The following is a 13,516-nucleotide window of genomic DNA, read 5'->3' on the forward strand; positions in this document are numbered from 1 at the left end:
GTGCTAAAATTGGTTGGGAAGTAGGTTAACAGCCGTTAGGTTCCACCGAAGAGGGGAACTTGACGGCTATTTTTGTCTGCAATGACAGGAGCCGGCTAAAGGACAATGTCCCAAAGACATTGTCTTGCGACAATAAAGGAATGTTACACCTTCTCTGTAAATATTAAGGTAGACGCGGGATATTTCACAAAATAGGCAATTTATGCTTGTTACAAGAAGGTAAATGACATTTATTCCTAGAAATTAACGTTATAGAAACATATTATCTTCTATTAGCTCAACTTCATTTGCTGAAGGAGTGGACCATTCATGGGTCGTGCTATGCCGGTGCAAAGCGTTGCAGAAGGTAATGATCAAACACACTACTTACAACTTACCGATGAGGAGGTGGTCCAGCGCGCTCAGAACGGTGACAGAGATGCAATGGACTTTCTACTCCATAAGTATCAGAAGTTAGTGTACATTTGGACTCGGCCCTACTTTCTGCAGGGAGCCGAGGACGATGATCTGCTGCAGGAAGGAATGATCGGCCTGTTCAAGGCTATTCGAGACTTCTCGCCCGGGGCCTCTTCCTTCTGGTCCTTTGCGAAACTATGCATTACCCGCAACATTATCAGTGCCATCAAGGGAACCACCAGACAGAAGCACATTCCACTAAACTCCTACACATCCTTGCACAAACCAATTTACGACAACGAAGGAGATCGAACTCTCATCGAGGTCATCAGCAGCAATAAGATGGATGATCCCGAATCAGTGGTCATCGATCGCGAGCGCATTGACTATACACAGAAACATATCGCTGAAGTGCTCAGTGACTTTGAATATCGGGTGTTTCGATTATACATTAACGGATTGTCCTATCGTGAGATGGCCGAAGAGCTAAATACTCACACTAAATCCATCGACAACGCCCTTTGTCGGATCAAAAGTAAAATTTCTACCCAGTTCTAATAGGCGTCATGCTCATGGCGATACGGTACCGCCTCAATCCTCGAGGCGGTTTTTGTTTCTAGAGGGTTTCTGCAAATCGGTGTAGAATTCGGTGATAACAAAAGGCAGTGATATCGGCTTGGAGGTGGGGATTTGGAGCTTGCCTATGTCGCAATCAAGCTGGCAACTTTGGCCTTAGTTGGATATTGGATGTACTCCGACGCCAAGAGCCGGGACTATCATCCTGTGATTTGGACGGCATCGGCATTGTTGTTGGGCTTCTTTGGTATCGGAGTATTGGGTCCTATTCTCCTGGGACTAACGATGCTTGTCTACACTCTGAAACGTCCCAAGGGACCCTTTCGACAGTGCCCCCATTGTAGAAAACCAGCCCTGGATTCCCTAGCCAATTGTCCCCGGTGCAATGGGATTTTGAAGCAAGACTGCTACCGGTGTTTCACCGTAGTGGATGTCACCATGGAACGCTGCCCTAGCTGTAATGCGAAGCTGTAGCATTTTCTGCAGACACGGAGGACCTTGGAATGACCGGAACAATTGTTAACACCCTAGCGATCATTGTGGGAGCGACATTAGGTCTCTTGCTCCGCTCACGGCTACCGTCCCGAGTCAGCAAAACAATAGTTCACGGAGTCGGTACCGTGACGGTGGTGTTAGGTATCGATATGGGCTTAAAAAGCCAGAACATACTCATCCCTCTACTTAGCCTGGTAGTCGGCGGAGCCATCGGCGAAGCCATCGATATCCAGAATTGGCTGGAAAGTATCAGCAGCCGAGTGGAAAGCAGATTCAAGGGAGAGAAGAATCAGTTTTCTCAAGGGTTGATTACCGCCAGTTTGGTATATCTCGTAGGGCCCATGGCCATTCTCGGGGCGATTAACGACGGCCTCAGTGGCGACTATCAGATCCTGCTGACTAAATCGATGCTCGATGGGATTACTTCCATTGCCCTTGGATCGACTCTAGGAGTTGGAGTAGCCTTTTCAGCGATACCGGTCCTTATCTACCAAGGAACCCTGAGTCTGGCTGCGGACATGGCTAGAACCCTTTTTACCGAACCTGTCGTTCTAGAGATGACCGCGACCGGTGGATTCATGGTTTTGGCAATCGGGTTAAATATCCTTGAGGTGACCAAAATCAGGGTAGGAAATCTACTACCGGGCATCGTAATCTGTATTTTATTGGTCCAGGTACTCATGGCTTTGAATCTGCTATAGGCAAGTTGTTTGTAAGGAGCAACAATTGCTGAAGGGGGACTGCGGCTTGACTCCACTAGTCGTTTTGACCCGGATAGGGCTTGCGATTGTCTTGGGCGGAATCGTCGGCATGGAGAGGGAGATGCACGGGCGAGACGCCGGGTTTCGCACTCATATTCTTGTCTGTATCGGCTCGGCCTTAATTATGTTAGTATCCATGTACGGCTTTCCCGATAGCTTCGGCTTTGACCCTGGCCGGTTAGCGGCACAGGTTGTCAGTGGTATCGGTTTCTTGGGTGCGGGTACTATTATGAGAGAAGGTTCTTCCGTACGAGGTCTGACCACTGCTGCCTGCCTGTGGGTAGTAGCAGGGGTTGGCCTGGCCGTCGGAGCAGGGTACTATGTTGGAGCGATTGCCGGCGCACTGGCTGCGGTATTGACCCTGGAGGTGTTGGATCGGGTTGAACACCGTTTCCTGACGGGAGGACCATGGAGGATTCGGGTAACGGCCTTAGATCGACCGGGCTTGTTGGCGACAATTTCCAGCGTCCTCAGTCACCATCACGCCGACATCAGAACCGTAAGTATCACGGAAGGCGATAAAGAAAACTACGTGACAATCCATTTTACCCTCGAGGGAATCCAACAGACGCACCTAACCGCTGTCTTTGGTGCTTTGCAGGCCATCGAAGGAGTTAGTACTGTCGAATCAAGATAGCTTCCTAACTGGAGGAGTACCAACGGTGCACATTTTGATTACCAACGACGACGGAATTCATTCCTTTGGGTTACGAGTGTTAGCACAACGATTAGGCAAGATCGGAAGGGTCTCAGTAATTGCTCCTGATCGGGAACGCAGTGCCACCGGCCATGCCATTACGGTACACCATCCTCTGCGGTTAACACCCTATCCCAATTTCGCCGAGAATGTAGAATCGGCTATGAGTCTCGATGGAACCCCTTCAGACTGCGTTAAAATTGGGGTGGAGGCGGTTTTGGCTACCTCTGTAGACCTTGTTGTCTCGGGCTTGAATCCGGGACCAAACCTAGGAACTGACCTTCTGTATTCAGGGACCGTTGCAGGGGCGGTAGAAGCGGTGTTGTCGGGGATCCCGGCCATTGCGGCCTCGACAATGAGCCTGACCGTCCCGACAGAAGACCTTGAGCAGATGGCCGATTGGCTGGGGTACTTAGTAAGGAAGGTTCATCAGCAAGGGCTACCCCGAGAAACCCTACTGAATGTAAATTTCCCGGATTGTCCCTGGGAGAAAATCAAAGGGGTAAGGCTAACCCGACCAGGGGTTAGGCGTTATCAGAACGTCTTTGACAAGCGGGTGGACCCCAGAGGAAGAATCTACTACTGGATGGCCGGTGATCCTGTGGACTTAGACGAAGGTGAAGATACCGACGCAGCAGCGGTCCGCGCTGGCTACATTTCCATCTCACCGGTACGATTTAACTTAAGCGATCCCGCGATCATGGAGGAGATGACAACCTGGCAGTTGCAGGTTTAGTTCTTGACGGAAAAGGATAGTAAGAAAGGGAGGGGAGTTATGAGCAAAAAGCTCGAGACAGCTGCCCTAACGGGGCTGATGGTGATGATTTTGTTCACTCCCTTGGTCCTTGGGGTTGACACCGCACAGGCCGCGTCAATCTATGATTGGCAGTCATTACTGGAATCCACCTCCGGAGAAACTACCACTGAGAAGCTCTTGGTGGGAATCGCCAACGCCAACCTTGGGCAGCTAGCGGAAGCCTTTGAGGTCTTCTCTTCCTTCTCAAGGCAGGAACAGGGGCCAATCGGTGAATTCATGGAGAGTCAAAGCAAGGTATTGGAAGATAGCCCCGATGACCTGGTAGCTCTCAATGTTCTTGCCTACGGAGCCTATGTTACCGGCAACACGGCAAGGTCCATTGCGCTGCTGGAACAGATTATCGCCAGGGATCCCGAGAATGTCTGGCCGAGAAACTTCGTTGCTCTTCTCTATGGTCGCCAGGGAGATTTTCCCACGGGGATGACGCACTTACGGCAAGCCCTAAAAATAGAACCAGGGAATCAATATACCCATTTGCTGTTGGCCTGGGGCTACAAGGAGCAAAAGCAGATGGTTAGCGCCCTTTACCACTACTTGCGTTCTCCAGACGCGATCAAGGAGCTAAAACGCCACGATGTCTTCTAAGAAACGGGCTAGAATTTGGAAAGAGAGGACGATTACAATGGAGAACAGTAAGGTTCAAACCAACGAACAAGATCAACTACGGGTTATCGGCCATGAAGTGCTGGACATCAGCGGAGAGTATGGCAAAATGATTACCTTTTTCAACCAGACCCTCAAGGACAAAGGATTGATTTTTGGCCTTTCCAAGAGCGGCGACAAGTTTGCCATCACTATTTACGAAGTACCCTAATAGATACAGAAGATCATCTGCGTCACGCATGATTTGGGACCGACGGCTAATAATAAGGGTAAGCATTGTAGTCGGTAATGCATAATATGCGGCAAAGGCGACTCATGCCGTTGCTTGCAGAAAGGGAGTTATGCCAATGTCCAAATTACCTCCTGATGCACCGATTCGAAGGATATTGAGAAGCCGTAGGTATGATGGTCTGATGCGAGAAGAAGCCCTTCAGGAAGCAATGCTGCTGGAAAACAAGAGTTACGTCGGCAGTCTAGAGCGGCGGGGGGAAATGGTAGACTACTATCGATTGGAGGAAGATGGGCACGTCACCTTTGTCTACAATGTTCGAGAGTAGGTTTTTTCGGCCCAGCTGTCGGTCTGAGTGTTTTCTTGGGTGATAATGTCGAACAGGGTCGATTCCGGGAAAGGATTTCTAATCCACCGGGCGAAGATATATATTATAACAATGGGGAATTTCCTAGCCACCAACTAAGGGGGAATGTGTCATGTTTGAGGTAGGCAAGGAAGAGGTTTTGAGAGGGCTGAAGCGTTTTAAGAGACTGGCCAAGCAAGATCTGCTTGCTAGCTCAATGACGTCTAATCCGAAGTTTTGGAGTCGGCAAGCTGAGGCCCGACGGAGCATGTACACATCACTAATGCGCATCATCGAAGAAAAAGGGGTTGAACTGGCATACGAAGCAGCCCGTAGGGAGTATGCCAGTCTGCCCCGTTTTGCTTTTGATGGGGAAGAAACGAACCCACAGGACAAGGGTAGGGCGCAGGCCCTGGAGATGTTCTTCACCTTGCTTGGTGCTGACTCCTTAGGAACTATGCAGTCAGACGAGGCAACGGAAGATGAACTAGGCGTAGCTAACCTAAGCTAGAGGGTGTAGATAAGACTGAAGTTATCAGAAGTCCGCTAGGTTGGTTGGGAGCTGTTAGATAGATGAATTTCCTCAAGAGGTTGTTGGGTCTAGGTGGAAAGCCAAGGGCCGATTCCACCGGGGTGGTCGTCGAACCTGACGCGGTTTGGGTGTATGTTAAGTGTGACCGCTGCGGCGAACCGATTGAAGTTCGGTTGAGTCGAACTTCGGTATTCCAACAGGCTGAACCCGGCGAGGCATATGAGTGGTTCGTAAACAAGACGGTGGTTGGAAACAGTAGTCGTTGTTTTAATCGTATGGACCTGCGAATTGAGCTGGACAGACGATATCGACCAGTACACCAGTCGGTGGTTGGTGGCACATTCATCAGTAAGGCGGAGTACGAAGGGAAAGCTGCCGGTAGGAAAGAGGAACGAGTTTCCTGAGATTAAGAAACAAGCTATCGCAAAGAAAAAGGATGAGGGTGAGCCCAGCAAGGGAGCTTACCCTCATCTTTTTTGGTCAAGGAGTTGTAGTTACTAGTGAAGTCTTCGAAATACGCCCACGACTTTCCCTAAGATCTCTACTTCCTGCACAATAATTGGTTCCATCGCAGGGTTTTCCGGCTGTAATCGGTAGTAGCCGTCCTCTTTAAAAAACCGCTTCACGGTAGAGTCTTCACCGATCAGCGCAACGACAATATCTCCGTTGTCGGCACTAGGCTGGCGCCTTACCAGGACATAGTCGCCATCCAAAATACCTGCTTCAATCATGCTGTCACCTTGGATGTGAAGCATGAAAAGCTCTTCCTCCGAGGAAACAAAATCCGCAGGAATGGGGAAATAATCTTCGATGTTCTCGTGGGCCAAGATAGGCTCACCGGCCGTAACGTTGCCTACGATGGGAACGTTAATGGTCTCCTTGCGGACAAGCTTGTTCATTCCCAAGATTTCGATAGCCCTAGGTTTGGTGGGATCGCGACGGATCAAGCCCTTCTCCTCAAGCCGACTTAGGTGACCGTGCACGGTAGACGAGGACTTTAGGCCCACCGCCTTGCCGATCTCCCGGACGGAAGGAGGATATCCCTTCTCCCGAACCTCTTCGACAATAAAGTCAAATATTTCTTGTTGGCGCTTTGTAAGTTTGCTCAAATCGGTCTCACCCTTCCCAGGACCTCGAAGGTCTTTCCTTGATTATACCATATTGACCCATGGGCGGCAAACCTTCGTTCGGTAGAGATGGGAATGTTCCGTATTTTCCTTGATCAAAACGTGTGTTCGTGCTAGAATATATGCAGATACAAACACTTGTTCCTGCAAAAGTATGTTCCCGTTTGAAATCGAGCGAAGGAGGAGCAACAGGCAATGGCTATTTCTAGCACCAGGTTGCGTCGGTTTGCGTTACAGATGGGCTTGATCGGGTTTGTATTGGCCGGAGCGCTATTTGGGTTGGTTTCCATGACCAACAGTATGCAGCCGGATAACTTTATTGAAGTGACCGTAGCTCCCGGAGACACGCTGTGGAAGATTGCCACCCAAGTGACCAGCGGCAAAGATCCCCGAAGCGTGATCTACGACATCAAAAAGTACAATGGTCTAGAATCGGGCTTTCTCAAGGTCGGACAGGTGCTTCAGGTGCCGCTATATGAGTAGTCGTAACAGATTAGTCATGGACGTTGCTCGTAGGTTTCTTGCAAATAGACAAACAGAAAGCCCCGCAAAAGTCCCTGCGGGGCTTGAATTCGAAGCATCATCGGCGCAAGCCGGTGGCAAACCGTTTGGACTGCACGAAAGCCGACCGTGATTATACCGGGATTTACTAGGCGCTGCGTTCTAGGATGATTTTGCCGCCGATTTACCGTTGCGCTATATATTTCTTGCTAGAATCCACTTCGCATAATATGGATTCTGCGAAGTGCACTGATCGGTAGACAGGGGTTAAGCCGATTCGGTGCTAGATGCTTTGGGAGCTCTGTCCTTCATCAGGCTCCTTCGGCCTTCTTGGCCGTTCCCCTGCCTAAAATGTCTTCTCTCAACACTTATTCAATCAGGGGTCTTGGCCTTGCTGAACCTGCTGGGCTAGATGTTGGGTTGCTCCACATCTGCCTCGGGATTGGTGAAGGGCAAAATGGCCGTAAGAATGATGGGCGCAAACCACGCGATAAATATGTGAACCCAGCCGGCCAGCCAGATGTCGAACTCCTGCCAGACAAACAGAGCTACCGTAGCAGCAATCCAGTACCAGATTATGGTGGCAATGGCTACAGCCACCACTCCCCTTTGATAATGATACAAGAAAACAGCCAAAATGTAGGCCGCCCCCAATAAGGGCAACCACTTTGACTGCAAAGCGATTACCAAAATCCAGGACGCTAGAAACCATATCTTCGGACTCACCATGGAGACTTTCACCCCAGATTTAGTGTATGTAAAGACTCACTGATTATGTGTCAGAGTATACTGGGGCAGGAATCTTCTGGATCATCGTAGAAGCCCATGGTGTCAACGTGGGTCAAAACCTAGGAAGAAACGGTGTGATGTTCATGCTCGATTACGATCAATACCTCAAGGAATTTAGTGATACCATGGCCCTCAACAAGAGTCCTCGGACAGCAGAAGCTTATTATTCCGACCTCCGTTTGCTCAAGCTTCACTTGGTACTGTCCCGGGCTGAATGTGTAGTTAATCTCGACAACAAGCGGGCCCATGAACTAGAGGCAGATTTAAAGGCCCAGGGACGTCTCAGCAGCCTGGGCGAAGACCTTTTGAGTCAGTTCACAGTGGATATCAAGGAGATTACCTCGGGGGATCTCGTCGGGTATTTTCTTTTTCTCAAACAGACCATGGGATATGCGCAAAGTACCATTAACCGCAAGATCGTTTCGGTAAGACAGTTTTTCAAGTATTTAGCGCAGCATAAGCTGATTGACGACACCTCAGCCGTTGTCGACTTGCAGACCAGGACTATTCGCCACAATGAGGCTCCCGTTCATCTGAAGGCCGAGGAGGCTCTGGCCTTTCTCGAAACGGTGAAACAAGCCAAGAATCCCCGGGACTACGCGATTTTCCTGATTATGTTGGCTATGGGCCTTCGCATCAGCGAAGTGGTGGCGATGAATATCGACGATATCTCTGAGGACACCTCGGTGTTTCGGGTCGTAGGCGGCAAGGGTGACAAGAATCGCTTGGTTCCTGTTCCCCCCAGCGTCAAGGAGGCGGTGGCAGAATACCTCAAGGTTCGACCAGGGGACAAAGCTAAGGGCAAAGACCGTCTTGCCTTGTTCCTGGGCAACCGGTATACCCGCATCACCCCTCGAGCGATTCAGGCAAGACTCAAGGAGTATGCCCAAGCTGCTCCGCTGCCGGAAGCGAAGAAGGAGCTGTTGACTCCCCATAAATTGCGGCACAGCTTTGCCACCTCGTTGTACATCAACGGTGAAGATCTGCGAACCCTGCAGCGACTGCTGGGACATGAGGACATCTCCACCACCACTATCTACACCCATGTCGATGATGAGAAGCTGGTGGCCTCTTTAGAAAGGAACCCCTTTGCTTGACGTTGACAAAAGGGGCCATTGTCCATAGACTATAGATACAGCATACCACTTCCCTGCCCTTCGGGAGCAGAAGCGAGGTGGCTTTTTTGTTGTCTAGCAAGGTAAAGCAATATCGCTGGCTGCGCTGGGTTACCATCTGGCTGATGATCGCCGGGTTAGCTTTCTTGGCGTTGGGATGCTCAGGCAGGACCACGCCAGTTTCTCGAAGCGGAACCATTGATCCCAATGCTCCCGCGGGCGCAGTTCGCACCATGGCAACGCTGCAGGGAGAACCAAGGGAAGTTGAAGGTTGGAAGGTTGAGATTAGCTATGTGCGAGGTAAGATGGTCGTTAAGCAAGAGACCGTGGTCAAAGACGGAGGGATCAGCATTGAGTCTCCCCGTCTGTTTGTCGGTGACTGGCAAATTGTCCTCCACGTCTTTGGCCCCAGCGGCAATGCCCTCTACACCGGTAGAGCGGAAGTTACCGTCCAGGAGGATACCACCACTCCCCTGCGGATCACCTTGGGCCCCGCGGACGGGAAATTGGTGGTTACCCTGGATTTAAGCGAGTTTAGCAACATTGGAGGACTAATCAAAGGTCGGTTAATGACCAATGAGGACGCCTATGTCAACTTTGACATCCCCGAGCCCAGGAAGCCGGTGGAAGTATCCATGGATCTTCCGCCCCGACAATACGATATCGCTGTCGCCATCTACAAGGACACCTACCATGCCTACCAGCGGGTATACCTGAGTCCCTATCAGACTCTGGAGATCAACTCCGGTACCACCACCAGGGTGGCGTGGCGTCCCCAGGTGGGTTTAGTGGACATCGACCTAGACATCAGGGAGCAACCCAAGCCCCCAAGCAATGTGACACTGAGCTATCAAGGGGGATGGGCGGTACTAAGCTGGGATCCCAGTCCGACAACACCCCTGACGGGGTATCGGATTTACACCCGCACCGACGAACAGTTCCTGGGGTATCAGCTGTGGCAGGAAGTCGACGCCTTGACGAAGCAGTGGTCCTTTAGTCTCGGGGAGTTTGCCGGTGCAGATCGAGTCAGCTTTGTGATCACTGCCGTCGACCCCTTGGGACACGAAAGCACTCGATCCAACTCCGTCCTATTAACCCTTGATCAATAGTCAAAGCCGTGCCCGGCACGAGTTGCAGTCCGGCCCTAGGAGAGCTGAGCCAACTGCAGCTCGTGTCGGTACCTAGCCAATTTTAGGATAGGAGTTCATCCAAACGAGTGAGGGTTTCTCCGGCTTTGCCATGAATCACCCAATCGGCGTACCGGTCATAGGGAGTCGGATCCAGGTTAATGATGACAAGTTTGCCCCGAGGATTGCGATAGTCAACAAGATAGTTGGCGGGAGACACGGTTAAGGATGTTCCGACAACAATCAGCACTTCCGCCGCCTGGGCAGCAGCAAAGGCCTCGCCCAAAACGTCCTGTGGTAAGGGCTCTTCAAAGAGGACTACTCTGGGTTTCAAGGGCTTGTCACATTCCGGGCAGCGCGGATAGGTCTCCGAGTCGATGACAAAGTCCGACATGGGAAACTCCCGGTCACAGCTGAGGCAAACCACTGAACGGGTATGACCATGTAACTCCAATACCCTTGGGCTGCCGGCAGCTTGATGCAAACCATCGACGTTCTGGGTAACTAGAGTCGTCAGCCGGCCCTCCCGCTGCCATTTGGCAAGAACCTTGTGGGCCGCATTGGGCTGGGCATCTCCGTATCGGAGAAAGCTATCCTTGAAGAATTGATAAAACTCCTTAGGCCGCGCATGAAAGGTGGTAAGAGACAGCAATTCCATCGCATTATCGGTCTGAGTATAGATACCGGTGCTGGATCGAAAGTCAGGGATCCCCGATTCCGTGCTGACTCCCGCGCCGGTAAAGGCAACGGCGTTAGTTGTGTTTCTCAGAACCTCAGCCACCTGTCTCAACATCTGTTCCAAGCTAACTCCCTCCTTGACTCAGCCTGACTTAACAGAAGACATGAATTAGGACCAGATCCAATGACCTAGTCCCAGTCAGCATGGTTGGCAATCCTCCCTTGGTTTCCACCCCGGTGGACCGAGGGTGCAGAGCATTGCCCTTCTATCTTGTCCTTACCTCCGGAACATTCTCAGTCCCTTGCGCAGGTTTCTGCGATACCGTTCCCCTGTCATCGGACCACTGAGCAGTACCAGTAGGATGCGACCTAGATAGCCAATACCCACTTTGAGGTCCAGCATACCGAGCCATGACAACTCCGGATCACAGAGCCATAGAGCCCCAGCGTCAAGGATCAGAAACAGGAACATCCACTGCAACCCTAATTTCCAGCCCACCGCCGCCGGATCCAGGGGACGCCTTGCCGTCACACATTTGGTTCCAAGAGGTACCAACAGGAAGGCCGGTAGAATCATCACCGGTATCAGCCAATAGGCCATCGTCTCAGTAGCCAGCTGCCACAGAGTATAGGATACTGCAAACAAGATTGCATAAACAAACAGTCCAGTTTTTAGCGCTATCGCGAAGGTGCCCAAGTCTTCACCCCCTGGGAATGATTGCCAATCAACTCAATAACTAATCAACCATTCCCTACCTAAGGACAATTTCCTTTGGAAAAGTGGACGGCATTCCGATTTTTGTAGCTATTTCTCGGTACGATTCAGATCCAATAGCCAGCCCGCGGCCTGCAACTCCGCCAAAATAGCTTGAGCCCTGACACGAATCGGCCGCTGTGCTCCGGCTTCAGTCCGCAGCTGGAGATAATGGCGCCAATTGGCTAAGGTGCGAGTGATGACAATAGTCGTTCCCATCGCATTGGGCAATATCCCCCGGGCTACCTCAGGCACAAATCCTGCTGCCCGCAGCGCCCGATAGAAACGATGGGTCACTTGCATCATCTCATCAAAGGTCAAGTGCACCTCAGATCCCAGCATGCTGTCCATCCCCGAAAAATCCACGGTGATTCGCTGGTCCTGAGGGATCTCCTCGGGGTGGACATACTGCAGTTGATTCTGCAGATCCACATATCTTTGGGATTCTTGGCTATAGGCTGCGGGACGGTGTCTTACTTCTTGATGGGTACTATCCCGGGAGGTAGTCACCCGCAGGGTACAGCTGACCAGGCCCTCCTGAGTTGTTGTCGGCAGTCCCTCAAGTTCCGGGAACCGGGTATCGAGGTTCAGAAGCTCCACCGTCTGCCCCTTCTGGGAAAAGATCATCCGGGGCACAATGGTAGGCGTCCCTTCCTCGGTCTGCTCTTCCGTGAATCTGTGGGCATCCATCCAGCCATGGTTGACAAAATCGACGAAAAACGCCTGGGGTAAACTGTAGAGCTGCTCAAGGAGTTGGTCAATCAGCTCTGCAAACCGGGGATCGTCGGTGCTGGCCAGGTATTCCTTTCCGGCCCGCACTAGATCCTTAAACATCCTGGCGTTTCCCGCCAAATACAAACCATCTTCCCCAGTGGGATAGGCAGTGATGTATCGATTAAGTCGCAACGCCGTTAGCAAGGTTTCGGCTGGAGCACCGACAACCTCAATGACGATTTGAGAGTGTTCGATTACCGATTCATGGCCTCGAGAAACGATGCGGGAAACAAACCCCGCAGCTGAGGAATCGGTAATCTTTGCCTCAGAACGATAGCATGTCCTTCCCGCTAGTTCCACTAATTGCAGCATTCCAGGTGTACGATATATTAGTTTTGCATTCATGACTTAGACGGCCTCCACCAAAGATTAGGCCTTCCCTCCCTCGTTGGTCACTAGATGAACAAAAAAGCGGCCCGGTGAAGACCGCAGGTTAAGAAATTGTCCGATAGTCCCTGGCCCTAAGCTGCACTCCTTGGGACATCCCGCGAATCCGCGACACAATCCTCTGCCCCAACCTCTTGGTCAGAACATCAGCCTGACAGTTGCTGGTGAAAATAATCGGCGCCTCCCGTTCCAGGCGGGAGTTAATCACTTCATAGAGGCGAGATTCTACCCAATCCGTCGGTTTTTCGCTACCGATATCATCCAAGACCAAAAGGCCCGCTCGAATATGGGAATCCATCACCGTCGCTTCGTTAACTCCCGTATCAAAACTGCGTTTGAGCTTGGTGATAAACTCCGGGGTGTTGGTCCAGACTACGTCAAAACCCCGATCGATGAGTGCATTGCAGATAGAAGCTGCCAGATGGGTCTTGCCCGCGCCCACGGGTCCATACAGCAACAGTCCCTTGCCTCCGGCAGCCGATTGGGGATAGTTATGGGCATATTCCCAGGCGGCTTCATAGGCTAACCGCAGCTGTGGACTCACCTGGAAGGTCTCAAAACGCATTTTCCGGATCTTTGCCGGCAAAGGATTTAGGCTGGGCTTCGGCCTCCCGTAAACATCCACCTTTCCCGCCACAAAATCCTGGTAATGGGGCCGCATGGCTGCGAGTTCCCCTTCCCCGCTGCAATAGGGACAGACCTTCATCTCCAAGATATCACCAAACTTCTTGCGGGCATCAATAGCCCAGGTCGGAAGGGGCAACTGTCTGATCTGGAGTTTTTTCCCGCAAGACGGACATATTTCCGCCATT

Annotated in this window: 19 protein-coding genes; 13 read left to right on the forward strand and 6 right to left on the reverse strand. The window is 51.3% G+C overall.

The window, feature by feature from the left end:
* The first annotated feature begins 321 nt into the window (after window positions 1-321).
* The 10 genes from sigH (at window position 322) to GX030_10815 (ending at window position 5,856) form a co-directional block, all read left to right on the forward strand.
* On the forward strand, window positions 322-954 hold the full coding sequence (gene sigH, locus GX030_10770; GenBank protein NLV92855.1) for an RNA polymerase sporulation sigma factor SigH: 633 nt from the start codon (window positions 322-324) through the stop codon (window positions 952-954).
* 132 nt (window positions 955-1,086) lie between these two features.
* Window positions 1,087-1,446, forward strand: coding sequence for a hypothetical protein (locus GX030_10775; protein NLV92856.1), 360 nt, complete (start codon window positions 1,087-1,089; stop codon window positions 1,444-1,446).
* Between the two features lie 29 nt (window positions 1,447-1,475).
* Window positions 1,476-2,168 (forward strand): DUF554 domain-containing protein, encoded by a 693-nt coding sequence (locus GX030_10780; GenBank protein NLV92857.1) that lies wholly within the window; start codon window positions 1,476-1,478, stop codon window positions 2,166-2,168.
* 46 nt (window positions 2,169-2,214) lie between these two features.
* On the forward strand, window positions 2,215-2,865 hold the full coding sequence (locus GX030_10785) for an MgtC/SapB family protein (protein ID NLV92858.1): 651 nt from the start codon (window positions 2,215-2,217) through the stop codon (window positions 2,863-2,865).
* Window positions 2,866-2,890: 25 nt separating this feature from the next.
* Complete coding sequence (gene surE, locus GX030_10790; GenBank protein NLV92859.1) at window positions 2,891-3,661, forward strand: 5'/3'-nucleotidase SurE; 771 nt, start codon at window positions 2,891-2,893, stop codon at window positions 3,659-3,661.
* Window positions 3,662-3,700: 39 nt separating this feature from the next.
* A complete protein-coding gene (locus tag GX030_10795; GenBank protein ID NLV92860.1) occupies window positions 3,701-4,327 on the forward strand; it encodes a hypothetical protein in 627 nt (208 codons plus the stop codon).
* A 37-nt stretch (window positions 4,328-4,364) separates the two neighbouring features.
* Complete coding sequence (locus GX030_10800; protein ID NLV92861.1) at window positions 4,365-4,556, forward strand: DUF4264 family protein; 192 nt, start codon at window positions 4,365-4,367, stop codon at window positions 4,554-4,556.
* A 136-nt stretch (window positions 4,557-4,692) separates the two neighbouring features.
* Entirely contained in the window at window positions 4,693-4,902 is a 210-nt protein-coding gene (locus tag GX030_10805) for a hypothetical protein (GenBank protein ID NLV92862.1), read from the forward strand.
* Between the two features lie 151 nt (window positions 4,903-5,053).
* On the forward strand, window positions 5,054-5,431 hold the full coding sequence (locus tag GX030_10810; GenBank protein NLV92863.1) for a hypothetical protein: 378 nt from the start codon (window positions 5,054-5,056) through the stop codon (window positions 5,429-5,431).
* Window positions 5,432-5,493: 62 nt separating this feature from the next.
* Window positions 5,494-5,856 (forward strand): hypothetical protein, encoded by a 363-nt coding sequence (locus GX030_10815; protein NLV92864.1) that lies wholly within the window; start codon window positions 5,494-5,496, stop codon window positions 5,854-5,856.
* A gap of 93 nt (window positions 5,857-5,949) precedes the next feature.
* On the opposite strand, the gene lexA is transcribed toward GX030_10815, so the two are convergent.
* Window positions 5,950-6,561, reverse strand: a complete 612-nt coding sequence (lexA, locus tag GX030_10820) for a transcriptional repressor LexA (GenBank protein ID NLV92865.1) — start codon at window positions 6,559-6,561, stop codon at window positions 5,950-5,952.
* Between the two features lie 213 nt (window positions 6,562-6,774).
* Here lexA and GX030_10825 point away from each other — a divergent pair, with 213 nt between their 5' ends.
* Window positions 6,775-7,062 carry a LysM peptidoglycan-binding domain-containing protein gene (locus tag GX030_10825; GenBank protein ID NLV92866.1) on the forward strand — a complete coding sequence of 96 codons (288 nt, stop codon included), beginning with the start codon at window positions 6,775-6,777 and terminating at the stop codon, window positions 7,060-7,062.
* A 426-nt stretch (window positions 7,063-7,488) separates the two neighbouring features.
* On the opposite strand, the gene GX030_10830 is transcribed toward GX030_10825, so the two are convergent.
* On the reverse strand, window positions 7,489-7,806 hold the full coding sequence (locus GX030_10830) for a hypothetical protein (GenBank protein ID NLV92867.1): 318 nt from the start codon (window positions 7,804-7,806) through the stop codon (window positions 7,489-7,491).
* A gap of 137 nt (window positions 7,807-7,943) precedes the next feature.
* Here GX030_10830 and GX030_10835 point away from each other — a divergent pair, with 137 nt between their 5' ends.
* Together GX030_10835 and GX030_10840 are read left to right on the forward strand one after the other, a co-directional pair.
* The gene (locus GX030_10835) at window positions 7,944-8,966 is read left to right on the forward strand and encodes a tyrosine-type recombinase/integrase (GenBank protein ID NLV92868.1); all 1,023 of its coding nucleotides are present in this window, start codon (window positions 7,944-7,946) and stop codon (window positions 8,964-8,966) included.
* An 89-nt stretch (window positions 8,967-9,055) separates the two neighbouring features.
* Window positions 9,056-10,093 (forward strand): hypothetical protein, encoded by a 1,038-nt coding sequence (locus tag GX030_10840; protein NLV92869.1) that lies wholly within the window; start codon window positions 9,056-9,058, stop codon window positions 10,091-10,093.
* An 82-nt stretch (window positions 10,094-10,175) separates the two neighbouring features.
* On the opposite strand, the gene GX030_10845 is transcribed toward GX030_10840, so the two are convergent.
* From GX030_10845 to GX030_10860, 4 genes are all read right to left on the reverse strand, one after another.
* Entirely contained in the window at window positions 10,176-10,913 is a 738-nt protein-coding gene (locus tag GX030_10845; protein ID NLV92870.1) for an NAD-dependent protein deacylase, read from the reverse strand.
* A gap of 153 nt (window positions 10,914-11,066) precedes the next feature.
* On the reverse strand, window positions 11,067-11,486 hold the full coding sequence (locus tag GX030_10850; protein NLV92871.1) for a hypothetical protein: 420 nt from the start codon (window positions 11,484-11,486) through the stop codon (window positions 11,067-11,069).
* Window positions 11,487-11,594: 108 nt separating this feature from the next.
* Window positions 11,595-12,662, reverse strand: coding sequence for an FAD-dependent thymidylate synthase (thyX, locus tag GX030_10855; protein ID NLV92872.1), 1,068 nt, complete (start codon window positions 12,660-12,662; stop codon window positions 11,595-11,597).
* An 88-nt stretch (window positions 12,663-12,750) separates the two neighbouring features.
* On the reverse strand, window positions 12,751-13,515 hold the full coding sequence (locus GX030_10860; protein ID NLV92873.1) for an ATP-binding protein: 765 nt from the start codon (window positions 13,513-13,515) through the stop codon (window positions 12,751-12,753).
* Window position 13,516 lies beyond the last annotated feature (1 nt).

Source organism: Bacillota bacterium, from assembly GCA_012727955.1.
GTDB lineage: Bacteria > Bacillota > Limnochordia > DTU087 > JAAYGB01 > JAAYGB01.